Source organism: Pseudomonas sp. RT4P38, from assembly GCF_054897765.1.
On sequence record NZ_CM142703.1, the window covers coordinates 5898097 to 5922846 of the forward strand.

14 protein-coding genes and 4 pseudogenes are annotated in these 24750 nt (G+C 58.4%); 3 read left to right on the forward strand and 15 right to left on the reverse strand.

The window, feature by feature from the left end:
• Positions 1-142: 142 nt before the first annotated feature.
• From ACYZT7_RS27425 to ACYZT7_RS27440, 4 genes and pseudogenes are all read right to left on the reverse strand, one after another.
• Positions 143-1273 carry a hypothetical protein gene (locus ACYZT7_RS27425; protein ID WP_462038959.1) on the reverse strand — a complete coding sequence of 377 codons (1131 nt, stop codon included), beginning with the start codon at positions 1271-1273 and terminating at the stop codon, positions 143-145.
• On the reverse strand, positions 1257-4895 hold the full coding sequence (locus ACYZT7_RS27430) for a toxin VasX (protein WP_462038960.1): 3639 nt from the start codon (positions 4893-4895) through the stop codon (positions 1257-1259). Before ACYZT7_RS27430 ends, ACYZT7_RS27425 begins: the two co-directional genes overlap by 17 nt.
• Entirely contained in the window at positions 4892-5758 is an 867-nt protein-coding gene (locus ACYZT7_RS27435) for a DUF4123 domain-containing protein (protein WP_462038961.1), read from the reverse strand. Before ACYZT7_RS27435 ends, ACYZT7_RS27430 begins: the two co-directional genes overlap by 4 nt.
• Positions 5755-7756 (reverse strand): annotated as a pseudogene (locus ACYZT7_RS27440) (type VI secretion system Vgr family protein). The gene ACYZT7_RS27435 and the pseudogene ACYZT7_RS27440 overlap by 4 nt, the downstream one beginning before the upstream one ends.
• A 505-nt stretch (positions 7757-8261) precedes the next feature.
• Here ACYZT7_RS27440 and ACYZT7_RS27445 point away from each other — a divergent pair.
• Positions 8262-8654, forward strand: coding sequence for a DUF6124 family protein (locus tag ACYZT7_RS27445; protein WP_462038962.1), 393 nt, complete (start codon positions 8262-8264; stop codon positions 8652-8654).
• Here the strand turns inward: ACYZT7_RS27445 and ACYZT7_RS27450 are convergent.
• Positions 8594-8968: a toxin VasX gene (locus ACYZT7_RS27450; protein ID WP_462038963.1), complete on the reverse strand. Its 375-nt coding sequence runs from the start codon at positions 8966-8968 to the stop codon at positions 8594-8596. The two genes, ACYZT7_RS27445 and ACYZT7_RS27450, sit on opposite strands and share 61 nt — an antisense overlap.
• 165 nt (positions 8969-9133) lie before the next feature.
• Positions 9134-10450 (reverse strand): MFS transporter, encoded by a 1317-nt coding sequence (locus ACYZT7_RS27455; protein WP_462038964.1) that lies wholly within the window; start codon positions 10448-10450, stop codon positions 9134-9136.
• Positions 10451-10569: 119 nt separating this feature from the next.
• Between ACYZT7_RS27455 and ACYZT7_RS27460 the strand changes: the two are divergent.
• A pseudogene (locus ACYZT7_RS27460) lies at positions 10570-11172 on the forward strand (TIGR00366 family protein); the annotation flags it as partial.
• A 50-nt stretch (positions 11173-11222) separates the two neighbouring features.
• Here ACYZT7_RS27460 and ACYZT7_RS27465 read toward each other — a convergent pair.
• The 4 genes and pseudogenes from ACYZT7_RS27465 to ACYZT7_RS27480 form a co-directional block, all read right to left on the reverse strand.
• Positions 11223-11515, reverse strand: a pseudogene (locus ACYZT7_RS27465) (fructose-bisphosphate aldolase).
• A gap of 338 nt (positions 11516-11853) precedes the next feature.
• Entirely contained in the window at positions 11854-12810 is a 957-nt protein-coding gene (locus tag ACYZT7_RS27470; protein ID WP_462038965.1) for a transposase, read from the reverse strand.
• Between the two features lie 11 nt (positions 12811-12821).
• Positions 12822-14003, reverse strand: coding sequence for a hypothetical protein (locus ACYZT7_RS27475; protein ID WP_462038966.1), 1182 nt, complete (start codon positions 14001-14003; stop codon positions 12822-12824).
• Between the two features lie 98 nt (positions 14004-14101).
• Positions 14102-14308 carry a hypothetical protein gene (locus ACYZT7_RS27480; protein ID WP_462038967.1) on the reverse strand — a complete coding sequence of 69 codons (207 nt, stop codon included), beginning with the start codon at positions 14306-14308 and terminating at the stop codon, positions 14102-14104.
• Positions 14309-14448: 140 nt separating this feature from the next.
• Between ACYZT7_RS27480 and ACYZT7_RS27485 the strand changes: the two genes are divergently transcribed.
• Positions 14449-16001 (forward strand): IS3 family transposase gene (locus tag ACYZT7_RS27485; RefSeq protein ID WP_462038968.1). Its coding sequence is split into 2 segments (ribosomal slippage): positions 14449-14911 and positions 14911-16001, totalling 1554 coding nucleotides; the frame shifts between segments, so codons are not numbered across the junction.
• Positions 16002-16230: 229 nt separating this feature from the next.
• Here ACYZT7_RS27485 and ACYZT7_RS27490 read toward each other — a convergent pair.
• From ACYZT7_RS27490 to ACYZT7_RS27510, 5 genes and pseudogenes are all read right to left on the reverse strand, one after another.
• Positions 16231-16956: pseudogene (locus ACYZT7_RS27490) on the reverse strand (DUF6708 domain-containing protein); the annotation flags it as partial.
• A gap of 98 nt (positions 16957-17054) precedes the next feature.
• Positions 17055-18137 carry a DUF6708 domain-containing protein gene (locus tag ACYZT7_RS27495; protein WP_462038969.1) on the reverse strand — a complete coding sequence of 361 codons (1083 nt, stop codon included), beginning with the start codon at positions 18135-18137 and terminating at the stop codon, positions 17055-17057.
• Between the two features lie 97 nt (positions 18138-18234).
• Positions 18235-21681 carry a toxin VasX gene (locus tag ACYZT7_RS27500; protein ID WP_462038970.1) on the reverse strand — a complete coding sequence of 1149 codons (3447 nt, stop codon included), beginning with the start codon at positions 21679-21681 and terminating at the stop codon, positions 18235-18237.
• The gene (locus ACYZT7_RS27505; RefSeq protein ID WP_462038971.1) at positions 21678-22553 is read right to left on the reverse strand and encodes a DUF4123 domain-containing protein; all 876 of its coding nucleotides are present in this window, start codon (positions 22551-22553) and stop codon (positions 21678-21680) included. The genes ACYZT7_RS27500 and ACYZT7_RS27505 overlap by 4 nt, the downstream gene beginning before the upstream one ends.
• The gene (locus tag ACYZT7_RS27510) at positions 22546-24618 is read right to left on the reverse strand and encodes a type VI secretion system Vgr family protein (protein WP_462038972.1); all 2073 of its coding nucleotides are present in this window, start codon (positions 24616-24618) and stop codon (positions 22546-22548) included. The genes ACYZT7_RS27505 and ACYZT7_RS27510 overlap by 8 nt, the downstream gene beginning before the upstream one ends.
• Positions 24619-24750: the final 132 nt, after the last annotated feature.

Genomic DNA, 24750 nt, shown 5'->3' on the forward strand with positions numbered 1-24750 from the left:
GATACTTTCTGAAGAGTATTTCAGGGTTGTTCTACAAAAATAGTTAGGCATCTTGATGCGCGTCGTGTCGCCAGCCCAGTCCTGAACACGCTCGGAAATCGGGATAGCCTTGATTTGCGTCCTGAGCTCATGGGGGAAATGCTCATGCGCGACGTTTGTCGGTCGGATTCAAGCGCTGCACTTCAGCAAAGATCTCGGTAATCGGTCGGCGAGGTTGGCGTTTATGCAGCTGTCGGACCTGATCGCTCAGGCGCAGCAGTTCTTCGCTCGGCTTCGCCCATTGTTCCTTCGGCAGCGGTTCCGACCATTGGCGCATGACCTCGGGCAAGGCGTGCGGGGCCATTTTCTGAAGTCGGCGGACTTCCCATTCGGTCAGGTGGTTGGGAATCGTCCACAGCGTCATCACGTGGTACAGGTACCAGAAAAAGCCGGACACCCGACCGCGCTGACCATCGCGGATTTGTTGGTGCATGCGCGCACGGGCGTTGCGGAAGGTGTGCAGGCCTTCGTGGGGTGGATCGTCGGGGCCTTGCAGGTCTTGCGGGTCCTGGATGGATTTGAGGTCGTGGATTTCGTATTCCATGTAGCCGCGGATGGCTTCCCAGTGGCTGATGGCAATGGGCAGGCCGGCGCAGGGGAATTCGACGCTGGTCAGGATCTCGCCGTGCTGGAAACCGATGCCCATGCCGTATTGGCGGTGGATGCCGTATTGGGTGGCGCCTTGGGCTTCGATGACCCAGGCGGAGAGGGATTCCCAGGGAACGAAGACGGGGTCGGTGGCGTCTTCGGGCATGAAGCAGACTTCGCGGCGTTGGCGGTTGAAGCGGGTGGGGATGATTTGGAGACGTTTTTTATGGTTGTGGTGCCAGACGCCGAGGCCGATGAGCAGGGTCCAAAAGCCAGTTTGCATGGCTAGCGGGTAGGACGCATGGAAGATCCCTTGTATGGAGTCCGAAATATCTTCCCAACCATATCCAAGTACTAGTCCAAGGAAGCCGCCAACTAGTGGGAACAGAAATGCAATCATGAACGCGCCGCTGAATGGCCCGCCCAGTGTTATCTGCCACATAAACACTTGAGGCGATCCCAACCCAAAGTCCATGTACACCTCATTTAGTTCCCCGATATGCGGGCCATGCGGCGGCAGCGCTGTCGGCAATGGCAACGGCGCGAGATAGGTGATTCTCCCACTGGGAAACGGCTCGACATCGCCGGCTTTGCGGGATTGCTCAAGGTGCGGGGAAGGCAGAGGCATATCAATCTTGGTGGGCATGGTCGGCCAGCTCCAGCAGATGGGTTTCAACCAGCAACAACGGTGGATGCTCGGTAACGGATTGACGGGGCAACGCAGGGAAATGGCCCTTACCGCGCGGGTTGAGGTGAATAACGTCAGTCAACGATTCCCACACCCCCTTGGCGTTCAAGGTCTGTATGCAGACGGCCAGTTCCAGCGTTTCGGATGCTGGGGTAAATTCGGCGTCAGGGTCCAGCGGGTACTGCAGACACAGCACCAACCGATCTGCTCCTGTTTGTACGATGCGCAGGCTGTTCGCCACTTCCTCACTGATGATGTCCTTGCGTTCTCGGGGTGCGCCACGACTGTGGAGAGGAACGGCAATGCGGTGGGCGCCGATCCCAAGGCGATGAGCCGGTTGACCGCTCAACGGTGGCTGGAAATCGCTGAGCTTGAGCCTTGGCAACACCAAGTGAATGTCGCTGGGCTTGGCTTTTAGCAGCAAGTTTTTCAGCCACGAGTCATGCTCATTCGGGCCAAGTTGCGCGTACGGGGCGTTCAGCAAATAGCCCAGATAGCGCTGATACTCATCCAGGGTATGGTTTCCGCGATGATCTGTGTCCAAGCTCCAGGGTGTGGTTTTCAGCCATTTATCATGGGCACTGATGTTGTAGCGGTTGTAAAGCCAGGTGCCGCCCAACTCCAAAATGGTGAACAGGGCACCGGCCAGATTGAACCGGAAAAATACGGTGGATAGCCTTGTCCCCGCAGCGGCCCAAGCAGCCGTTCTTGCTGCAGCGTTTCTAGCAATCGCTACGGTATAGCCCGCGTGTAAGGTACGACCTAAGCCATTTGCATTGACGGTCGTCATGCCGGCCCCCCCCGCTGTCGCGAGCGCTGCACTATTCTGCGCAGCAGCATTCCCACTACGTGTCGCCTGCTGCCAGTTCTGGTGGTGGTTGACGAGGCTGACCATTGAAGATGCAAAACCAAAAAGGAAGGTAAAGAAACCCAGTCCAACATGCAGCTTGCCCATTTGCACATGTACATTCAGCAACGCATGGTGTTGAAGCCCCGCGACGAGTGCAGCGCTGCGAGCTTTCAGCGCTGTATCGGCGAGACTTTGCGCCGCAGTAAACCCGGCGGCACCAGTAGCCGCCAATGCATTGGCCAAGGGAGCCCATGTTCGCTTGTTACCGGATTGGCTCTGCATCTCTCGATACACCGAAACCAAATTCACCCCCTGCACCAAAAACACCAACAACCCCATCCCCTCGCTCCGAATCAACTTCGCATTCGGCACACTCTGAACCCCCAGCCGAATATCCTTCAACAAACTCCGCACCTCCAACTGCTGCGCCGGCGGAAACACCACCGTCACCCCCGCCCGAGCCGGCGTCGCGCCGTACAGGCGCGCCGACTGATCCGGCAGCTCCGCAATCGGGCTCAGCGCCCCAGCCAACCGGCCTTCAAGTTGCGTCAACTGCCCGCGTACTCGCACGATCTCGCCCTGCAACTCCACCGCCCGTGGCGTCTTGTGCCCCTGGCGGTTTTTGTTGTGGGTGAGCTGGTTGCGTTCGCGGGTCAGGGTTTTCAGGTAGTCGCGCTCCCTGAGCAGTTCCTTGAGGTTGGTTTGCAGCGCCGCATGTTCCGCCGGGCTGGCGACAGTAAAGGTCACGCCGGTGGTTTTTGCCGCATCGAGTATCCGCCCCGACAAGGCTTTGGGCAGACGACTGAACAGCTCGTCTAGGTCGGGGATTTTCTCTGCCGACAGGTCGAACCCTTCCAGCGCCCGGCTCAGGCCCAGGTTCAGCGCCGGGCTGAGGCTGTGCTGGGCCGCGTCCGCGACAGCGCGGGTATGCTCGGGCAGGTCGTCGAGGGCTGGCAGGTGCGCTTGTTCGATTTTCTGCAGCTCGCCCAACCAGTGCGGCAGGTTGTTGAACACCCCCATGCCGGCGTTGAACAACGTGGCGTATTGCGCGGCCCGTTCTGGCTGAAGACGCAGGGGCAAGGTGTAGAACAGTGGCCGGGTCAGTTCGGGGTGTTTCTCCAGATAACCGAGGAGGGTTTCGCTGGCGTGGTCACTGCGGCAGATGTCCTTGAGGCAGGCGTATTCGGCGGTGAAGGCCTGGTGGAGTTGCTGTTGATCCTGCGCGTCGTAGTACCAGGCCGAACGATGGTAGCGACCGGCACATACCATCATCGTACGGTCAGCGGTGATGCGTTCGAGCAAGCGGTTCCAGCGGCCAAGGTCGTCGCGATGCTGAAACAGCGCCGCGTCCATGGCGGGGCGGTCGATGAAATCGTTGACCCCGCGTTTGCCACTGAAGCTGGAACCTTCGAGCACATCGATGATGCGTTTGTTTTGCTCTTGGCCGAGTTTTATCAAGGTATCGAGGTGACGTTCGACGAAATCGTCGGGGGCAACCTTGAAATGTTGGCGAGCGTAGTAACGGCGGTCTGCCTCGTCACTGGCGCGGCTGTGGGCGGTGAAGTCGGGTGCGGCGCCCTGGTACTTGGCGAATTTGAACGCTTCGGCATGGGCTTCTTTGCGCAACTGCTCCAGTTCCGGTGGCACCGGTACGCCCGTAGGCTCGACCTTGCCGCCCTTGTTCAGGTAGTCGAGCAAGGCTTTGCGGGTGTGTTCCCGATCCGGTTCGGGCAACTGTTCCAGATCGCCAAAAAGCACCTGGACCGACGGATCGTTGCTGGCCTCGGCCAGGTTGCCGATATCCGCAGGACTGAGCTGGCTCAGGGACTCGATAAAACAGGCCAACAGGTAATCGCGTTCGTTATGGTCGGCATTGCTCCAGTCGTCGACCCAGCCGACCACGGTGTCCTGATATTCGGCCAGATCACGCAATACGCCGAGGTCGTCGTGGACCACGAGAAACAGGGTGTCGTCCTGATAAGCCGGGCGCACCCGCCCGAGAAACTCGCCAATGTGCGCCTCGCGAAAGCGCCGAGGCTGTTCCCACAGATACGGTTCACGTTCGTGCGCGGGGGCATCGCTGACGTGCACCGGCGGCAATAGAACGGCGTCCGGTGGCGACTCGGTTTCCTGTTCAGCGCGGTCTTGCGCGGCGTGGGCCTGCTGGACCGGTACCGTAGCGATCTCCGCCAGCCACTGCTTGCCTTGCGCGACCGTCAGCAAGTTCGCGCCACCGGTTTGGCAATGCACCGGGCCGAGGTCGACGGCCTGCATGAAGTGTTCGCGTTCGTTGGAGCTGTCGAGCACTTGCGTGCATTTGACCGCCGTCCACTGCACTTCGGCGAAGCTCACATGCAGGGTGCTGCGTCTTGAAAACACCAGTGCAGGACGCTCTTCGATGGGCGTGCGCTGATCGTCGGCAACCTTGGCGCCCTTGTGCAGCAAGGCGCTGACCAGTCCGTTAAGTACTTGATACTCGTGCAGATGGCCGGTCACGCTGTCGATGACGTACAACCAGCCATCGCGCAGCATGCGAATGCCCAGCGGGCGGGTCGTCAGGGTATACGGCAGCTTCAGTTCGGCACTCGGGTCGAGGGGCTTTTCCACCAGCCCATAACACAAGGGCAACAACTGCACGTGGGTTTGGCGCAAGGGGCAGGCACCCAGAGAGCCGATGGGAGATTTGGACGCGGCGGCCGCCGCGAGGTCGGCAGGGTGTGGCTTGTTCATGGACGACCTCGTTCATTTGCCCATTGGCGGGCCAGGTCAGCGGCCAGTACGATGCGCTCGCCGATGGGTTGCAGGGAGGGGTTATGCAGCAATCGATTGATTTCGGGATGCTGGCCTAGGGGAGATCCGTCCAGCCGGGCCATGACATTGGCGTAATAGAGCAGCCCGGACGGGGCATCCAGGCCCAGGGCGCTGGCTTCGGCCTCCAGTTGTTCGAGCATTGGCCAACGTTCAGACACGCTTTCGCCGCGAAGGAGTTCGGGGAAGTGCCTGAGCAGATGAGCGTCGAGTTCGAGCAATACGCGACGCCGATCAGCATGGTCCAGCGCCGAATTCTGTTCTGCGCTCAGGCGATAGGGCGTTAGCAATTCAGGGCACTCGGCCAGCCGGGGTTGGTGCTGTTGCCAATTAACCTCGACACCGTCGGCGGTTACCACACAGGACAGAGGCCCAAACAATCGCTGATCGCCGCTGCCAAACAGTGCCTGCGCCACTGCCGCATCGGCCAGGCGCAGGACCACCGGCAGACCTTCGGGCAATTCAACGGTCAGCAGTTTGCGTAAGTGTTGGGCGACGTCATGCGCAGGAGCGGTGCTGAACAGCATCACGCCCCACTCTTCGTGCGCCTGTTGCAGATAGAACTGAAAAATCGGTTCGTCAGGTTGTTCGATCGCCACCAGCAGCGGTGAGATATCCCGCAGCGCAGTGAACGGCGCACAGTCATACAGCGCAACGGAGCTCGCACCGGGGTCCAGTTGTTTCAAGCGCTCCGGCAAATTGCTCAAGGTCGCGCCGTCCAGCAACAGGAAAGCCTGTTGCTCGCTCCAGGGCAGGTTTTCAGGCAGAGAGGTCGAGAGGTTCATGCTTGGGCGGCCTCACAAATCAGGCAGCGCGAGGCGCGGGTTGAAATCAACGCATGGCGTTGCTGGACCGCATCGAACGTCACTTTCAGCAGGGGCAAGGCTCCCGGCATCAGAGGCTCGGCTGGTAGACCCACGGTCGGGGCGCCGCCCACTAGAATCGGTACGCTGCTGAAAATGCCTTCCGGCCCCAGCGTCAGCCAGTGACCGCCAGCCTGGACTGACAGGCGCGCTCCGCCATCGATGACGACTTGCTGCCCGGCGCCCAGGTGAATTTGGTGGGTGGCATTGAGCAGGTGATTGGTGGTTCGGACGTGGCGGTCGCCGTGAACCAACAGATGATCGTCCTGTTTGAGTTCCGTCAGGCGGTTGCCGTGGGTCAGGTGCTGTTCTTCGCCACGCAGGTCATGGCTGGCGATACCGCCGACCACCACGGTGCGTTGGTTATCGACTTGAATGCGTTCATCATTGAGCACGAGTTGGACGAAATCGCGCTGGGCACGCAGGGCAATTTCCTCGGTGCCTTGTCTGTCCTCGATGCGCAACTCGTTGTAGCCGCCACCACCGGGGCTGCTCTGGCTACGGAAAATGCTGCGGGTGTGCTCAGCCGGCAGATCCAGTGGCACGGGGGTTGAGGCGTTGGGCATACAGCCAAGGACGAAGGGTTTGTCGGGGTCGCCGTCGGTGAATCCCACCAGCACTTCCATGCCGACCCGCGGGATCAGCACGCCGCCATAGCGGTCATGGGCCCAACCGGTAGCGACCCGAAGCCAGCAGCTCGATTGTTCGTTGTGCTGACCCTCTCGGTCCCACGGCAGTTGAACCTTGACCCGACCGTATTCGTCGCAGTAGATCTCTTCGCCGTGCGGGCCTGTGACGATGGCATGCTGGTTGCCCGTTATTCGCGGCTTGGCGTGTTCAAGAGCCGGCCTGAATAGGACGTCCCAAGGTGTCGCGATGAAGTGGTTACGGTAGCCCTGACTGAAACCGTCCTGCGGACTGGCATCGGTGATCGACTCCTCAAGCACTTGGGGTTGCAGGCCAACATGTTCGACTTCAGTCAGAAGCCACAGGCCATTCCAGTCAGCGCGGGGGTGTTTGGACATGTCGACGAAATGGCCGCAGCGCATGGCGCACTGATCGCTGCGCCCTTCGGCTTGCTGGTAATCGGCACGGTGGCGTTCGAGTGCCCGATTGGCCAGATGTTTACCGCGTTCACGATGGGTGAACTGCCCTGGGAAGGCATAGTCCTCAAGGTGGGGCAGCAGCGGACTTTTAGTCTCGCTGTCGAGCTGCAGGCGCGGTTTCTCGAAGTCGTAATCACGACGGCTGACGTGGGTCGGGCGGGTTTCCAGTCGCAGCTTGAAACGGTCAATCACCGGCGCTTCGGCGACCATGCCACTGCCTGGCCTGTACGCGGTTGACCGGGAGGGTTGCGAGAAACTGGTTTGATCGTCGCCGAACACCAGCACATGCCCATCAGCGCTGTGCTCAAAATGAAAGTGCAGACCTTCTTCCTCGCACAACCTTTGCAGGAAATGCAGATCAGCCTCGTACTGCACGCAATAGAGCCGTGGCCGGTACTCGGCGCTCAGTTGGAAGCGCCAGGCATCGGACTGCATGCCTTGGTCTTTCAGTACTTTTGCAATGATTTGCGGCACGCTCAGGTGTTGAAAAATACGCTGGTTATGGCAGTGGGTGAGGTAGGCGAGTTGGGGCACCAGGGTCATCTGATATCGGGTCAGGCGTTTGCCTGAATCGCCTTTGGGCGACGCCATAGATCTGCCCGTGAAGGCCGGAGTTGTCAGGACCGAAGCGCAGAAAAGCCGGGCGATGCAGCAGAGACTCGAGGTCCAGGTTGGGGCGTTCGCTGACCAGTTCGAGTTTGACTTCGTAAGGTTGGTTGAGCCTTTCCTTGGCGCGAAATTCGAGGACCTGAAGGTCGTGGGGAAAACCTTCAATGTCGAGTTTGAAATCGACCTGCTTGGCATCGCTGAGCATCCACATGTCCCTGTGTCTATTTGTAGGCACGGGACTTTGCGTGGATCTACCAATTCGCGCAGTCAGACGAATCGATATTTAGCGTAGGACGCTTCCGTTAAGCCGAATGGTTGTCGAATATCGTTACTTGCCAACATTTCCGATAGTTAAACACCGCTCGACAGCGCTTGTTTAAAACGCCCCAAGGTTACTTCCTGCAAGCTACAACACCTTGCGCCGTTGCCTACGGCTACGCCAGAATCCGCCGGCTTGTGCGCCTTGGGGGCGGTCGGTAACTTGGTTCCTGTCACTGCCCATCAGTGATCGGGTTTAGCAGCCCGTCTTGACGAAGCGCATCTGCATCCAGACAGTCAGGTCATTTCATGCCTGCACTTTATGGTAGCTGTGCGCAGGGCGCCCTCGGGCGCGCCGGATTCGTCTCCACCGGTCTGCTAACCTGCGCACAGCTGCCACCCTGCGTTTAGCAGCGATTCGGTGACGACTCCACGTTGTTGGAGAATTGAATATGTTCAAGGTCACACCAAACCCACCGGATACCGATCCGGTCTCCCCATACGAACCTGATTCAAACAAACTCAACGAAGCCGCCGAGCGCGCCCTCGACCATCACTTCCCGCCAGCCGACCCCAAACCACCAAAACGCAACGGCCAGCTCTTCAGCGTCTGCTCGGGCATCCACCCTGAAACCCTTCTCGCCAATGCCTCGGAAGATTTGCTGTCCATCAGCGCCATTGCCGCGAGACTCGCCGACGATGCGGACGGCTCACGCCGCTCCGTAGCCCTGGCGCTCAGCCGCATGGCCGACGGGGTGCATTTGTTAGTGGAGCGAGCATTGGATCATCTGGATGAACCCGAGATGGCGGCGATTTTCGCCAAGCAACAAAATCGAGTCAGCTGATTCGTCAGGCATGAAAAAATGGGCACCCAACCTCGTTGGCGTGCCCATTTTTTTACCCGCTGTTCGCGTTCCTCGCGGCTGTCGAGCACTTGCACGCATTTGGCCGCTGTCCATTGCACTTCGGCGAAGGTCACGTGCAGGGTGCTGCGCCTTGAAAACACCAGTGCCGGACGCTCTTCGATGGGCGTGCGCCGATCACTGTCGACCTTGGCCCCCTTGTGCAGCAAGGCGCTTACCAGTCCGTTGAGTACCTGATATTCGTGCAGGTGACCGGTCACGCTGTCGATGACGTACAACCAGCCATCGCGCAGCATGCGACCGATTGCCCCTGACCAATCAGATCTGGTGCCTGGTTAACGACCCGGCCGACAGGCATGAAAATTCAACCAGTGGCGCTTGTTGTACTCAGCGAAACTTGGGGGCGTACTTATCCGAACGGCGCGTTTTTTTTTGAAAAAGTGACCGAAACACGCTGACTGTCACTGAGCGCAGGGAGCCACGCGGCGGCTACCGACATTGGGCATGCGCGCGCCGAAATACGCTGCGCTGCAGATCCCCACAGCCCCCATCACCGCGCAAAAGATCACGCAGATCCATGGGCTCCACGGCATCAGACCGATCAGCAACAACGGTGTGATACTCGCCCAGGCGGCGTAAGCGATGTTGTAAGTGAAGGAAATTCCCGAGACACGAATCCGCGCCGGGAACAGGCTGACCATCACCGACGGCACCGCGCCGACCACCCCACAACTGAGACCGGCCACCGCGTACGCCAGGCCGATCCAGTTGCCACCGATGATCAGGCAGGTATAGAGCACGCCGATGCCCAGTGGCAGCAGCAGGCTATAGAGCATCACCGTGCGCCAGGCGCCAATGCGGTCGACCAGCAGCCCGGCGAGTACGCAGCCAATGTTCAGAAAAACAATGCCCAAGGCACTCAAGGCGAAGGTGTGGCTGGCGGTCATGCCGAAGGTTTTCTGCATCATGGTCGGGGTGATCACCACGAACACCACCACCGCCGAGGTCAGTACGCAGGTGAGGATCATCGCCGGCAACATGGCCAGACGATGCTCACGCAAGACCGTGCGCAGCGGCAGCTCGACGGCTGCATCGCGTTGGGCCTGCATGGCCATAAACACCGGGGTTTCGCTGAGCCAGCGGCGCAGCCAGACGCCGATTACGCCGAACACGCCGCCCAGCAGGAACGGGTAACGCCAAGCGGAATCAAGGATTTCTGCCGGGGTGAAGGCCTGAGCCAGAAACGTCGCCGTCAGGGCGCCGATCAGGTAACCAAAGGTCAACCCGGCCTGCAGGAAACCGAGGGCATAACCGCGATGCCCGGCCGGTGCATGCTCGGCGACAAACACCCAGGCGCTCGGTACTTCACCACCCACCGCCGCGCCCTGGAGGATTCGCAGGGCCAACAGCAGCAGCGGTGCGAAATAGCCGATCTGGGCGTAGGTCGGCATGATGCCGATCAACAGGCACGGCAGCGCCATCATCAGGATGCTCAGGCTGAAGACCTTCTTGCGGCCCAATCGGTCGGCGAAATGCGCCATGAGAATGCCGCCCAACGGCCGCGCCAGATAACCGGTGGCGAAGATCCCGAAGCTTTGCAGCAGGCGCAGCCATTCCGGCATTTCCGGCGGGAAGAACAGCTGGCTGAGGGTCAGCGCGAAAAATACGAAAATGATGAAATCGTAGATTTCCAGCGCGCCACCTAACGCCGCAAGGCCCAGGGTCTTGTAGTCCGAACGGTTGAACGGCGCCGGGCGCGAATCGGTATTGGCAGTCATGAAAAGAACTCTGGCATAGGCAAAAAACCAAGGCGCCCATGGTCTACGCAAACGCGCCAACGGACAACCCGTTAGACCAACGTCTCAGCCTCGCAAAACCTGGTCACAAAAAAGGACCGATTTCCGGGCTGGACACCAACAACTTCCTGTTCATCATGCTCGGCGCCCTGCTGCACTGGCGCCCGCGCAGCTTCCTTGACGCGGTGTCCCGCGCGGTACCGACCACCACTGGCGTACTGATTCAGTTCCCGTTGTACGGCTCAATCGCCGCGCTGATGACCACCGTCAAAGGCACTGACGCTCAGACGCTGGCTCACCACATCTCGACGTTTTTCGTACAAATCGCGTCCCACGACACCTACGCGCTGCTGATGGGCGTGTACTCAGCGATCCTCGGTTTCTTCATCCCGTCCGGCGGGGGCAAGTGGATCATCGAAGCGCCGTACGTCATGCAAGTGGCCACCGACCTGAACTACCACCTGGGCTGGGCCGTGCAGATCTACAACGCTGCCGAAGCCCTGCCGAACCTGATCAACCCGTTCTACATGCTGCCGTTGCTGGGAGTGCTCGGGTTGAAGGCGCGGGACTTGATCGGGTTTTCGTTCGTGCAACTGCTGGTGCACACACCGCTGGTGCTGTTTCTGCTGTGGGCGCTGTGGGCGCTGTGGGCGCTGTGGGCGCTGGGGACGACGCTGACGTATACGGCGCCGGTGATGTCGTAACGCGTTAAGAAACCCGCAAAAATGCGGGTTTTTTTATGGCTGAAAATTGGCTACTGATTTTCGGGCGTTTCAAATCCGCGCTGCTCAATCACCCGAAATACATCGCTTATATCCTGGACCATGATCCGGGCAATGTTTGTGACGGTGTTGATATCGTTCTCGGCGTAGTCCGGCAGGCTGGTGCAGGCCATCAGATGCAAGTATTTGAGGACGGCATTGAGGCGTTCGCTGACGCAGTTGTGGAGTTCGCGTAGCGGGGCGTCGCTGTCGATGAGCAGGACGGGGTAGTCGGTGGCGAATTGGACATGGGGGTGAAGCGGCGTGGCGGGTTGTTCATTGTCATAAGTAAATCGTCCTCGTATCTAAAAGGAGAGCTACTTGTGCCGTAGGGCTGCGAAACCCTGTCGCCGACTGATGTCAGCGACGGAGCGAACTATAAGCGGCGGTTTTAGCGACTGCAACCGAGGTGTAGGACCGAGCACGTCACTGTGGCGAGGGAGCTTGCTCCCGTTCGGCGGCGCAGCCGTCGTAAGTCGGACGGTACGGTGTGTTTGTGGGAATGGGGCGTCAGGATTGGTGGGGCTTCGAATTCCCGCGGGAGCGCCCCCTCGCCACAAGGGGAGCAGTCCTACACGTATTGCGGACATGCAAAAAATCAAAAGATCTCAGCCTTCGCAGCGCCTACTTTTTGGAAACAAACCTGCCCTTACGCGTCCCTTGCGGATAGACAGAGCGCGTTGCCTTGTCCAGGTGACCACCCTGACGCACAAAACTGACCGCTTCATTGTTACGACGACTGCGCATCCAGGTGATCCATTGCAACAGTTCAGGGTGCCCCAGTTGATCGATAAGCAGTAAAAACTGTTCACGCCAGCGCGTACTGCCGCCCATGCCCAACCCTGAGCGCCGTTTAAGGTCCGGGATACTTTGGCCATCCATCACCCCTTTCACGAAATCGATCCAGAGTTCAGGTCGAATCATCCCGACCAGCGGCGTCCCGGACAGAATGGAAAAGCAGGTCACGCAGGGATCGCACTTGAACTTCGGGCGAATGCCTTTAATTCGATAGGTCCGCGTTCCCCCACACCTTGGGCACGTCGCGTGCTGTGCGTTCAGCATCGTTTCAATCCAAGTGATGACCGCTTGCTGTTGCGCTGCAATGTGTTCGGGCGGTTGCAGGTTTTCCCGGTAATGGCGTGTCGTCCACCACTGGTGCAACTCAGGACACTCCTCCGCCATCACCTCCCGAACCGCCTGCCCCCAGCTGAAGTAGACCTTGTGGTTCACCCCCAAACGCGGCGCGATCTGGACGCTGGACCAACCGGCCAGCAGGTACACGGCAAACGTTGACCACAGGTCCATCCGGCGCATGTGTGCAAAGGGCGAATCGCTCAAACTGTTGCAGCTCTTGCGACAGGAACCGCAGTAGTAACGTGGGAGCCGTTGTAGGGCCAAATGATTTTGCAGGTTCAAGTTGGTGTGGCCACACCAGGGGCAGTACTTCACTCGCCGATGTGGCAATTCGTGCAGATAGCGAATCAAACGATCGGCGTCGGGGCGCAGGTTCGCCGGGAGGCATACGTCGTAGTCCGGTAGATCACCGTGTCCGGGGGTTGGTAGTAAGGGAAGTTGGGGCATCTCAAAGTGAATCAATGCAACCCCGCCGCTTTGCAGGCATCGACAAAGTTCGCGCCTTTTTTGTCCATGGTGGTTTTGACCCGTGCGGTGGCTTTTTGCAGCGCGGGGCTGGGTTTGGCCCAGTGTTCGGGGGGCAGCGGTTGGGACCAGGCCTGCACGCGTTCGGGCAGGGTCGGGCGACCCTTGCGGTGGGCCCATTCGGCGATCAGGTAGGGCATTTTCCAGAAAACTATCACTCGTCTGATGTACCAAAACCGCAATGGCCATCGAGATCGCTTGGAGTATCCCCAGCGCTGTCGCTGTTCGGGTGTCAAATGGCCTCCGCCATCGTCCAAACGCCCGAGAGCTCTAGCGTCAAGCCGTTCAATCTCAAACGTATGCAGTCCTTCATAGGGCTTAAGTTCGTCTTCGCTCAGGGTGATGCCTAACGCGGCGAGCATGGGGTTGGGCGCATCCACCAACTCCCCCTCTTCCATGTAGTTGCGGATGGAAGTCCACATGCCCAGCGCATGGGTATCGCTGGGTTGGGACGACAACACAAACTGCACCGTGTCGTGCTCTTCGTCTTCCAGCCCCATGCCAAAGGTGTAATCGCGCATGGCGCCGTAGCTGGTGATGCCCTGACTGCTCGCGACCCAGGCCACCACACTTTCCCACGGGACAATCAAGACGCGGTGGGTGGTGTCGTCGATGTAGCAGACTTCGCGGCGTTGGCGATTGAAGCGGACCGGGTAGCTTTTGGCCAAGGTTCGAACGTTGGATAGCATGCCGTAAACAAAGCCTCCAACTGGAAAAACAAACCCAACAGAGAGGACCGCAGACGCCTGCAAAGCATTCCCAATAAGGTCAAAAAATTTCCGATCGAACTCACTAAAAACCACAAGCCAAGTACAAATTAGAACTGGTACAACAAAAACGGTGCCAAAAACCATCCAAATCACAGCCGCCAATCTCTTTCCCAGCTCAACCATCCCGTAGTTATTACCCCCCAGCTCCAGATAGGTTTCATTCATTTCCGAGAAGTTACGGCGAGACGCTTGCGCCTGCCCGGTGTACACCGGCAAGGGGGCAAGGAACAAAGTTTCATTCAAGCCCTTGACCCGTAGTTGCCCGGCACTGGGTCGCTGGCTGCGAATATCCAGTGCGGGTTCAGCGGTGACCTTGTTTTTGCGTTTGAACAGACTTTTAAACATCGACCGTCGCCATTTCTTCTCGGGTGAACAACCAGAAAGGGGCCTTGCCTGTGCCGCTCGGCAAGGTCTCCACCGGATCGAGTTTGAACGTACTTATCTCAGTGCAACCCTGCCGCTTTGCAGGCATCGACAAAGTTCGCGCCTTTTTTGTCCATGGCGGTTTTGACCCGTGCGGTGGCTTTTTGCAGCGCGGGGCTGGGTTTGGCCCATTGTTCGGGGGGCAGGGGCTGGGACCAGGCCTTCACGTGTTCGGGCAGGGTCGGGCGACCCTTGCGGTGGGCCCATTCGGCGATCAGGTAGGGCATTTTCCAGAAAACTATCACTCGTCTGATGTACCAAAACCGCAAGGGCCATCGAGATCGCTTGGAGTCCCCCGGTGTCAGGATAGTTGTCGCCTCTCCGAATTTTCCTGAAAAAGCATATCGGGGGCGGAAAGAGACTGGTCGTGCCGTACTATTCACCTGAACGCAAAGCCGCATTACTCAAGATGCTGCTTCCCCCGCTGAACCTGACGATGGCCGAGGTTTCCCGGCGTGAAGGGGTTAGCGAAATGTCTTTGTCCAACTGGCGCAAGAAGGTCAGTTCTGAAGGAAGCGCAGTGCCTGAAGACAAGCCACTCCCCGAGAACTGGTCTGCTGAAGCCCGGTTCGCTGTCGTCCTTGAAACCGCCGGTCTGTCGCAGCTCGAACTGGGTGAGTACTGCCGACGAAAAGGTCTGTACCCCGAACACGTCAGCGCCTGGCGCCAAGCCTGTATCACGGGGCAGCAGAGTGTTCAGAACCAACAAAAGGTCGACCGCGAACAATCTCGCAAGGACAAGAAACGTATTCAGCAACTTGAGCGCGAACTGCTGCGTAAAGACAAGGCGCTGGCCGAAACCGCCGCGTTGTTGGTGCTGCGAAAAAAGCTCAACGATTACTGGGGGATCGACAACGAGGACACCTGACCTCTTTGCCGGAACGGCAGTTGTTGGTGGCTTGGTTGATCGAAGCCATCGAGGCCGGTGCTCGAAAAATCAGAGCGTGCCAAGAGGTGGGGCTGTCGCTCAGAACCTTGCAGCGATGGACGCAGAGTGAGGATCTTCAAGCCGATGCCCGCACAACCACCGTGCGGCCCACGCCGCGTAATGCGTTGAGCGAGCTCGAACGACAAGCGATCGTGACGCTGTGTAACAGCCCTGCGTATGCCCATTTGCCGCCGAGTCAGATCGTACCGAGGCTGGCTGACGAGGGGCGTTATCTGGCGTCGGAAGCGACGTTTTATCGCATCCTGCGTGCAGCCGGTCAGCAACATCATCGGGGCCGTAGCCAGCGACCCAGACGGCATGCGGCACCGACGACGCATGTCGCCAAAGCGCCCAATCAGGTGTGGTCGTGGGACATCACGTATTTGCCGTCGCCGATACGCGGCAAGTACTACTACCTGTATTTGATCGAAGATATTTACAGCCGCAAGGCCGTGGGCTGGGAAGTTTACGAAGAGGAAAGCGGCGAAAAAGCCGCTGCGCTGCTGCAACGCAGCGTGATCGGCGAGCAGTGTTTACACGAGCCGCTGGTGCTGCACTCGGACAATGGTGCGCCGATGAAATCGCTGACGCTGTTGAGCAAGATGTACGACCTGGGTATCACGCCGTCCCGTGGCCGACCGCGAGTGAGCAACGACAATCCGTACTCGGAGTCGCTGTTTAGAACGCTGAAATATTGCCCGCAATGGCCGCAGGAGGGTTTTGCCAGCTTGGACGCCGCACGCGCGTGGGTGAGAGATTTTATGCGTTGGTACAACAACGAGCACCGGCATAGCCGGATCCGCTTCGTGACACCGACGGAGCGGCATCGAGGGCTGGACCAGCAGATCCTGGCGCGGCGGCATGAACTGTACCAGCGAGCGCGCAAGAAAAGCCCGGAACGTTGGTCAGGCCAGACGCGGAACTGGGAGCCGATAGGAGCGGTGATGCTGAATCCGGATCGGGAGCAGCAGTACGAGAAAAGAGCGGCATAGTTGAACGGTTGACGCGACAACTACCTTGAAAAACGCCGGAGTATCCCCAGCGCTGTCGCTGTTCGGGTGTCAAATGGCCTCCGCCATCGTCCAAACGCCCGAGAGCTCTAGCGTCAAGCCGTTCAATCTCAAACGTATGCAGTCCTTCATAGGGCTTGAGTTCGTCTTCGCTCAGGGTGATGCCTAACGCGGCGAGCATGGGGTTGGGCGCATCCACCAACTCCCCCTCTTCCATGTAGTTGCGGATGGAAGTCCACATGCCCAGCGCATGGGTATCGCTGGGTTGGGACGACAACACAAACTGCACCGTGTCGTGCTCTTCGTCTTCCAGCCCCATGCCAAAGGTGTAATCGCGCATGGCGCCGTAGCTGGTGACGCCCTGACTGCTCGCGACCCAGGCCACTACACTTTCCCATGGGACAATCAAGACGCGGTGGGTGGTGTCGTCGATGTAGCAGACTTCGCGGCGTTGGCGGTTGAAACGTACGGGGTAGCTTTTGGCCGAGGCGAAGACGCCGGAGAGCATGCCGTAAACCATGGCTCCAATCGGGATAATGGATAAAAGTGCATAACTGGAAAACACCTTGATAGCGTTGATAAGCTCGTTAAGTGGCTCACGAATGTTTTCTGGATAAAAAAGCACCCAATACAGCACTGCAAAACCGGGAGCTAAAAAAGCCATAAACAAGATCATCCAAATAAACGCTGCCAGTCTCTTTCCCTGTTCAACCATCCCGAAGTTGTTACCCCCCAGCTCCAGATAAACCTCGTTCATCTGAGAAAAACTACGGCGAGAGACTTGCGCTTGGCCGGTGTAGACAGGCAAGGGGGCAAGGAACAAAGTTTCATTCAAGCCCTTAACGCGCAGTTGCCCGGCACTGGGTCGCTGGCTGCGAATATCCAGTGCGGGTTCAGCGGTGACCTTGTTTTTGCGTTTGAACAGACTTTTAAACATCGACCGTCGCCATTTCTTCTCGGGTGAACAACCAGAAAGGGGCCTTGCCGGTGCCGCTCGGCAAGGTCTCCACCGGATCGAGTTTGAACGTACTTATCTCAGTGCAACCCCGCCGCTTTGCAGGCATCGACAAAGTTCGCGCCTTTTTTGTCCATGGCGGTTTTGACCCGTGCGGTGGCTTTTTGCAGCGCGGGGCTGGGTTTGGCCCATTGTTCGGGGGGCAGGGGCTGGGACCAGGCCTTCACGTGTTCGGGCAGGGTCGGGCGACCCTTGCGGTGGGCCCATTCGGCGATCAGGTAGGGCATTTTCCAGAAAACTATCACTCGTCTGATGTACCAAAAACGCAAGGGCCACGGAGTTCGCTTGCCGTAACCGTAACGGTGTCGCTGTTCGGCGGTTAGATGCGCGCCGTCATCGTCTAAAGACCCCATGAAGCGTGCGCCCTTGCGTTCGATCTCAAAGGTATGCAGGCCTTCATAGGGTTTGAGTTCGTCTTCGGTGGGTGTAAGTCCCAAAATGACGAGCATGGGGTTGGGCGCATCCACCAACTCCCCCTCTTCCATGTAGTTGCGGATGGAGGTCCACATGCCCAGCGCATGGGTATCGCTGGGTTGGGACGACAACACAAACTGCACCGTGTCGTGCTCTTCGTCTTCCAGCCCCATGCCAAAGGTGTAATCGCGCATGGCGCCGTAGCTGGTGACGCCCTGACTGCTCGCGACCCAGGCCACCACACTTTCCCATGGGACAATCAAGACGCGGTGGGTGGTGTCGTCGATGTAGCAGACTTCGCGGCGTTGGCGATTGAAGCGTATGGGGTAGCTTTTTGCCGAGGCAAAGACGCCGGAGAGCATTCCGTAAACCATGGCTCCAATCGGGATAATGGATAAAAGTGCATAACTGGAAAACACCTTGATAGCGTTGATAAGCTCGTTAAGTGGCTCACGAATGTTTTCTGGATAAAAAAGCACCCAATACAGCACTGCAAAACTGGGAGCTAAAAAAGCCATAAACAAGATCATCCAAATAAACGCTGCCAGTCTCTTTCCCTGTTCAACCATCCCGAAGTTGTTACCCCCCAGCTCCAGATAAACCTCGTTCATCTGAGAAAAACTACGGCGAGAGACTTGCGCTTGGCCGGTGTAGACAGGTAAGGGGGCGAGAAACAAAGTTTCATTCAAGCCCTTGACCCGCAGTTGCCCGGCACTGGGTCGCTGGCTGCGAATATCCAGTGCGGGCTCGGTGGTTTCAGCTTTGGTTTTGCGTTTGAACAGTTTCCTAAACATCGACCGTCGCCATTTCTTCTCGAGTGAACAACCAGAAGGGAGCCTTGCCTGTGCCGCTCGGCAAGCTCTCCACCGGGTCGAGTTTGAACCTGCCCTTGGCCGGCAGGCGTACTCCCCGCTCCGTCGCGATGCGCAGGTCACGCAGCACAAAACAGGTGCGGTGAATCAAATCACGCTCGGCTTCCAATTGGTAACCGATGTTGAGGGCCAAGGCAAAATCTGAAGTTTGCAGGGCATCGCCGATCGGCAGATGAAGGGTCAGCGCCTCCTCTTCCTGGCTGGCGACAACAGAAACAGCGGCCCACGCCGCGCTGCATTCCTGCCAGCGCGCGGGCGGTAAATGGGGGCTATAGGGACGGGGTATATTCAAATCACGGGTTTGCTGATACGCCAGTAGTTGCAATTGGCGGCTGTCCATTTCCCGTGTACGGACACCGGGCAGCACCAGTTTCAGGTAGGTGCGCTTATCGTCGCGGATCAATTCGCAGGTCGGTTGTTGCACCACCCTTGCCAGCGCGCTCCAGTCATCCGGCAGGCTGCGTTGCAGGTTTTGCGTCCCCCACGCGCTGGTTTGCAGCCATTTTTGCAGTGCGTCCAGATTGAAGTAGTTATAAAAACCTTCGCCTGTCAGTTGCAGGGCTGTGCCGATCAACCCCACCAAGTTGGCTTTGACGCCGATGCTCAGCAGCTTGGGACTAGCCTCGGCCCAAGCCAGCGCACGCAGTTCGGTGGGGTTTTTCAGGATGCCGCTAATGATCGAAGTCGTGTGTTTGGCGCCCCAGGTGTTGGTGCCCACCAGGATGCCGTCACCGGCGATTTGCAGGGTTGTGGCTGCCAATCCCTTGTGATTGCCTTCGGCCAGCGCTCTACCCCATTGCTGGGAATGTTTACCTGAATCGATTGCGGCGGCCAGAGCACCAAATCCAAAAGCGCCAGCCCCTGCAATACCGGCCCAACGTCCCAATCGACTCATGGTATTGAGCTTGCCAGCAGCACTGTCCAATTGTTCGATATGCGCTTGCAAGATCGTCACCGACAGGCCTTGTACTGCTGCAAAGCCGGCAGCTGACATCCCAGTGAATGTCTCAACGAGAGTTCCTAAGTCTGATAAAGAGCGATCAGTCTTTTTACCAAGTGCACTCAACGCCTCAACAAACTTCTGCCCCTGAAACACAAACAACAACAGCGCAATCCCATCCCCCCCGGACTTCATCGCGCTACTGAGTGGTTTGCCAAAGGTCCCTGTCGCCCGAAAGTCACGCACGGTACGGTGCATTTCGTCACGCAGTGGCGGGGCCATACCATCGACCACCGTGCCGATTTGCCCCGGGCTGCCACTTCCGACGGTCAAGGCACGGCTGAGGCCGTCTTCCAACGGCGCCAGCCTGGCCTTGAGTTGATTGATGCGCTGGTTGTAAATCTGCTCGCCGCCCGGCGCCACAAGACCGCTGGTGAGCCGTGACAACTCGCGCTGGCGCAATTTGTAGGTTTCCTTGAGCTGGCCACGCAGGTCGAGGGCCGCATCGCGGGTCTGGTTGAACGCCTGGATTTCAGAAGCCGACGCCGCTCGCAGCGTCAAACCACTGCGGGAGAACTCGCGCAGCAATTGCAGGCGGGCAGGCGCTCCGATGTCACGTATGAAGTTGTTGGGATCGATGGGTTGTTGTCGTTTAAATTCGTTGTGTGCTCGGTCTAACTGGTCCGCAGCGATTAACTGATGCGCTGGAATGTAAGCGCTCTCGAGCAAACTTTGCAGCCCCCTGAACCGCGTATTCAAATCCGTAAAGTTGGGCAGCCGTTCGGTCATCAGGCTGTTGAACTGGTTGGCGAGCAGATTGACGCTGGCCAGGCTGTCCTGGGCCGTGGCGGCCTTGATCGAAAAACTACTCAAGTCAGCCAATTTCTTGCCCACATCGAGCTGGTCAGCCAGGGTCAAGGTTTCCAGCCCCGGAACGACAGTGAGCAGATTTTTTTCCAGGTAAGCGGCCAGTTTTTCCGTCGAGGCGCGATTCCAGCACAAGGCGGCCACGCAGACGAATTCGGCTTCCAGGCGATGCTTGATTAGCCCATCGCGCTGGAAGTCGTAATACCCGGCGGCACGGTGAAAATAGCCACCCGTAATCATGTTCAAACGATCTTCGCGAACGGTTTGAAGGCGCTTGTGCCAATGACTCAGCAGGTGTTGCTGCTGGCTGACAAAGGCCTCCATGTCGGCCCGGTTGATCAGGTCATCGATGCCGCGCTGGCCGATTCTTTCGCCATACAGAGCGTCCTTCGATTGTCGCTCAAGTTGGCCGATGGCTTTAAAGTGTTTTTGCCATTTGGCTTGACCCAGGGCGTCGTACATCCTGAACCAGGCCTGGACACCCGGATTAGGGGAGTTGCGCCAAAACGCAATATCGTCGTATTGGCTCGGCCCTCCCGACTCACGTCTTTTTTGCAGGTGCTCATAAATCGCGGCCTGCTGCTCGGGCGTGGTGTCCTCCTTCAGGGCTTCAATCTCAGGATCCGTTGCGCTCAAAGCCTGCAGACGCGTCGAATTCACATCGTACAAGGACTGGATGTAAGCGCCCGTGAGGTACTGCCGCTGACCCGCATCGTCGGCACTCCATTGTTCAATCCAGTCAGCCACTTTCAGTTGGGCGCTGGCCAAATCGCGCATGACACCAATGTCATCGCGCAACAGCAAGAACAAATAGTCGTCCTGGTAAGGACCGAGCACCTGGCTGGTCAACGCTTCAATCGCGGTCTCTTGAAACAGCGGCGTATCTTCCCAGCCGTAGGGCTGACGCTCCTGCGGGTTGGCGCCTTCGGGCAATGCCTTGACCGGGGCTTGGAGCGTCACGCCCTTCGCATCGGTTTTCGGGGTGTTCTCTGCCACTTCCGCGAGCCACTTTTCAGCCTGCTGCTTGCTCAGCAAGTCAGTGCCCCCCTTGACCGGGCAAGCACTGACCAGCTCGATGCGTTGCATCAAGCGTTCACGCTCGGCGCTGTTCTTCAGCACTTGCGAACACTTGTAAGCCGTCCACTGAATTTCCGAATAGCTGGCGTACAACATGTGTTGCCGGACAAAGACCAAATGCGGGTCACCGACCGAAGCGGTGCGTGTGTCGCCAGTGACCTCCTCGCTGCTCCATAGCAGTTTGGTGATCTGGCCTTTTTCAATGGTGTATTCGTGCAGCAGGCCCGTGCCGGTGTCGATGAGGTACAGGTAGCCGTCGCGCAACAACCGGATGCCGAGGGGTTGACTGTCCAGTGTGAACGGCATGGACACTTCGGACGATGGGTCAAGGTGTTCAACCAGCCCGTAACGCAGCGGCAGCAGCTGCACTTTTTTGTTCATCAACGGGCATTGCCCCACTGGGGAGCGGACGTCCTTGGCACTCTTGGTCATCGCGGCAGTATTGGCACTGACTTTTGGCAGTTGTTGGGCGGTCACAGTCGGCTTCCTTGTGGGTCTGCGGCACGGCTTTGAGCCAGTTCGGCAGCGCGTTGCAAACGCTTCAAAGGGGATTGCGCGGTTGATACCGTCAGCAGCTCGACAATGTCCGCGTGATCGGCCAACGGCTGCCCGGCCAAATAACCGAGAACATTGGCGTAGAGGGTGATTTCCTGCTCCGACGTGAAGCCCTGCTGGTAAGCCTCTTGAGCCACTTGTTGGGCATAACGCAGGCGTTCTTGCGCCGGATATGACGCCATAAACGCGGGGAAATACGTGTGCAAGTGATCACTCAAGCCAAACACCGAACGACGAAACTCAACGTCCCCCAGCGCCGTGAGTTCCTGGTCTGTCAGCCGATAGGTGTCGGGGGTATCTGGCGCCGCGTGATCGGGACGTCCGTGTTGGTGCCAGATCGCTTGAAGGCCATCGGGCAAACACACGTGTTCGATGGGGCCAAACCAGCGTGCGGTCTGTGCTTGCTGTGCAAGACCGAGCAATTGATGAATGACCGCTGGGTCGGCTATACGCGGCATGACCTCAATACCACTTGGGTGTTCGACGGTCAGCAGACGACGCCAATGCTGACAGAGCATTAGCGCGTCAACCTCACTGAACAGCAGATAGCCCCATTCAAGGGCTGCGTTTTCCTGGTAGTACGCCAGCAGTGGATCGTGCGCGCTTTTGAGCGGGATCAAATAGGGTGAAATATCCGACAATGCCTGCCAGCGCGAGCCTTGGTACAGGCAATACGCCGGGTTATCCCAGCGGAGCAGACGCTGCGCCAGGTTTGACGCGCTGACACCATCAAGGAGCAAGTAGGCAGGCATCGCCCAAGGCAAATCGTCCGGCAGTGACGGCATCTCAAACATTGGCTTGACCACGCTGTTGTTGAGCGGCTTCGCAGACCGCACAGATCGGCTTTTTGGCCATCAAGGCCAAACGCTGCGCCTCAGGTAACAAGGGCACTTGAAGAGCGACTGGCGCGGCCTGTTCAGCCGACAACGCCAGGAGTGGCGGGAGACCCGCCATGGGCGCGCCACCCTCGACAATGGCCAAGCTGCTGAAAACCCCGCCCGAGTTGATCACGATGTGGTGCCCGCCAGCCTTAAGCGTCAGGCTCATCCCCGCATCGATCACCACGTTGGCCGCGGTGACGTGGGCCTGTGAACCGGCCTGAATCACCAGCGTGCCGCCTGCCGTCGTGCTGCTGTTGCCGGTGATCGAGACCAACTCGTTGCCGCCGATCACGGTGTTGCGCACGCCTTGGGTGGTGTGCAACTCGTCGCCCTTGATCAGGCTGGTGCTGTTGCGGTCCACCTGCTCGAAACGGTCGTTGCTGATCAGGCTGTGGCTGTCGCGGGTGATCTGTTCGCGGCGGTCGTTGCCAATCTTGGTGTCGCTGTCGTTGAGGATCAGTTGCTCGATATCGCGCTGCGCGCGCAGGTAGATTTGCTCTTGCCCGGCGCGGTCTTCAAGCGACAGTTCGTTGTAACCACCGGTGTGCGGGGAGCTGTGGCTGCGCAATACGGTTTTGGTTTTGTTCGCAGGTAAGGCGTACGGCACGGACGTGACCTTGTTGGCCACACACCCGGTGATCAACGGTTGGTCGGGGTCGCCTTCCAGGTAAGTCACCACTACTTCCATGCCGATGCGCGGGATGGTCACCGAACCGAATTTTTCTCCAGCCCAATTGGATGAAACCCGCAGCCAGCAACTGCTTTTTTCGCTGTTGAGTTCGGCCCGATCCCAGGGCAGCTCGACACGGACACGGCCATATTCATCGCAATAAATCTCTTCGCCGACCGGCCCGGTGACGCGGGCGGTCTGGCTGACCAGTACGGTTTTGCGTGGACGCAAAGGTGGACGGTAGAACACATCCCAGGGAATGGCGCTGAAGCGGTTGCGATAGCCTTGGGTAAAGCCGTCTTCGGGTTTGACGTCGCTGGTAATGGCCTCTTCCAGTGACTGAGGTTGCTTTCCAGCGTGCGTCACGCTGAGCAACAGCCACAAATCGTTGCAGGTTTTGCGCGGGTGCTCGGTCAGGTCGAAGAAGTGACCGCAGCGCAGCGTCGGCTGATCGCTGTTGCCCTCGGCTAACTGGTAATCGGTGCGGTGCCGCTCCAAAGCCTGACGAGCGAGTTGTTTACCGCGTTTTTCGTTCTCGATTAATGCGGGGTAACGATAGTCTTCGAGCTCAGGGCTGAACTCGGCAGTAAAGCGACTTTCCAGCAGCAGACTCGGTCGTTTCAGGTCATAGTCCCGGCGCGTGACCGTGCTGGTACGGGTGCGGAAACGCATGGAAAACTGGCTGACCACCGGGTGCTCTGCCACCATGCCGGAGTCTTGCTGATAAGGCGTTTCGCCCAGTTTGGGGAAGTAGGTCTGGTCATCGGTGAACACCAGCAAATGACCGTCTGGCGAATGCTGGTGATGCCAGGCGATGCCGTCCTCGGCGCATAAACGTTGGACGAACTCGAAGTCATTTTCCCCATATTGGGTGCAGTATTCGCGCTCGGGGCTGGTGCTGACATGGAAGGTAAACGCATCGGCCTGAATGCCGTGACCTTTGAGCACCTGAGCAATAATTTGCGGCACCGTCAGGTTCTGGAAAATCCGCTGATTGTGGCTGAGCTGCAAATAATGCAGCGTCGGTACGAGGGTCAGGTGATAACGAGTCAGGCGCTTGCCGGCCTCACCCACGAACACGTCTTCGATACGGCCATGAAGGCCTTCGCCGTTCAGGCCAAATTGAAGAAACGAGGGTTGGCTGAGCAGACTCTCCAGCTCGAAATCAGGGTGCTCGCTGACCAGTTCAATCTGGATCGCATACAAGGCGCTGATGGCCTCAACACCGTCAAAGACGAGGACTTTGAAATCGTTACGAACAGCGGGGATGTGCAGCGCAAAATGCGCCGTATTGGTCGACCCGAACATACGCTTATCCTTAAGCAGATAGGATGTAAAAGCGCGACGTCCAAACCGTCCATGGCCTGTGCACGCGAAACTGGCGGGCACGTTAACAACGGGGAAAAGGGATTTATGTAGGAAGGGTCTTCGAATACAGCC

What these genes read in the sequence shown, in the direction of transcription:
- ACYZT7_RS27425 (WP_462038959.1), bottom strand. Translation starts at nt 1,273, where the DNA reads ATGCCCACCAAGATTGATATGCCTCTGCCTTCCCCGCACCTTGAGCAA.
- ACYZT7_RS27430 (WP_462038960.1), bottom strand. Translation starts at nt 4,895, where the DNA reads ATGAACAAGCCACACCCTGCCGACCTCGCGGCGGCCGCCGCGTCCAAA.
- ACYZT7_RS27435 (WP_462038961.1), bottom strand. Translation starts at nt 5,758, where the DNA reads ATGAACCTCTCGACCTCTCTGCCTGAAAACCTGCCCTGGAGCGAGCAA.
- ACYZT7_RS27445 (WP_462038962.1), top strand. Translation starts at nt 8,262, where the DNA reads ATGTTCAAGGTCACACCAAACCCACCGGATACCGATCCGGTCTCCCCA.
- ACYZT7_RS27450 (WP_462038963.1), bottom strand. Translation starts at nt 8,968, where the DNA reads ATGCTGCGCGATGGCTGGTTGTACGTCATCGACAGCGTGACCGGTCAC.
- ACYZT7_RS27455 (WP_462038964.1), bottom strand. Translation starts at nt 10,450, where the DNA reads ATGACTGCCAATACCGATTCGCGCCCGGCGCCGTTCAACCGTTCGGAC.
- ACYZT7_RS27470 (WP_462038965.1), bottom strand. Translation starts at nt 12,810, where the DNA reads ATGCCCCAACTTCCCTTACTACCAACCCCCGGACACGGTGATCTACCG.
- ACYZT7_RS27475 (WP_462038966.1), bottom strand. Translation starts at nt 14,003, where the DNA reads ATGTTTAAAAGTCTGTTCAAACGCAAAAACAAGGTCACCGCTGAACCC.
- ACYZT7_RS27480 (WP_462038967.1), bottom strand. Translation starts at nt 14,308, where the DNA reads ATGCCCTACCTGATCGCCGAATGGGCCCACCGCAAGGGTCGCCCGACC.
- ACYZT7_RS27505 (WP_462038971.1), bottom strand. Translation starts at nt 22,553, where the DNA reads ATGTTTGAGATGCCGTCACTGCCGGACGATTTGCCTTGGGCGATGCCT.
- ACYZT7_RS27510 (WP_462038972.1), bottom strand. Translation starts at nt 24,618, where the DNA reads ATGTTCGGGTCGACCAATACGGCGCATTTTGCGCTGCACATCCCCGCT.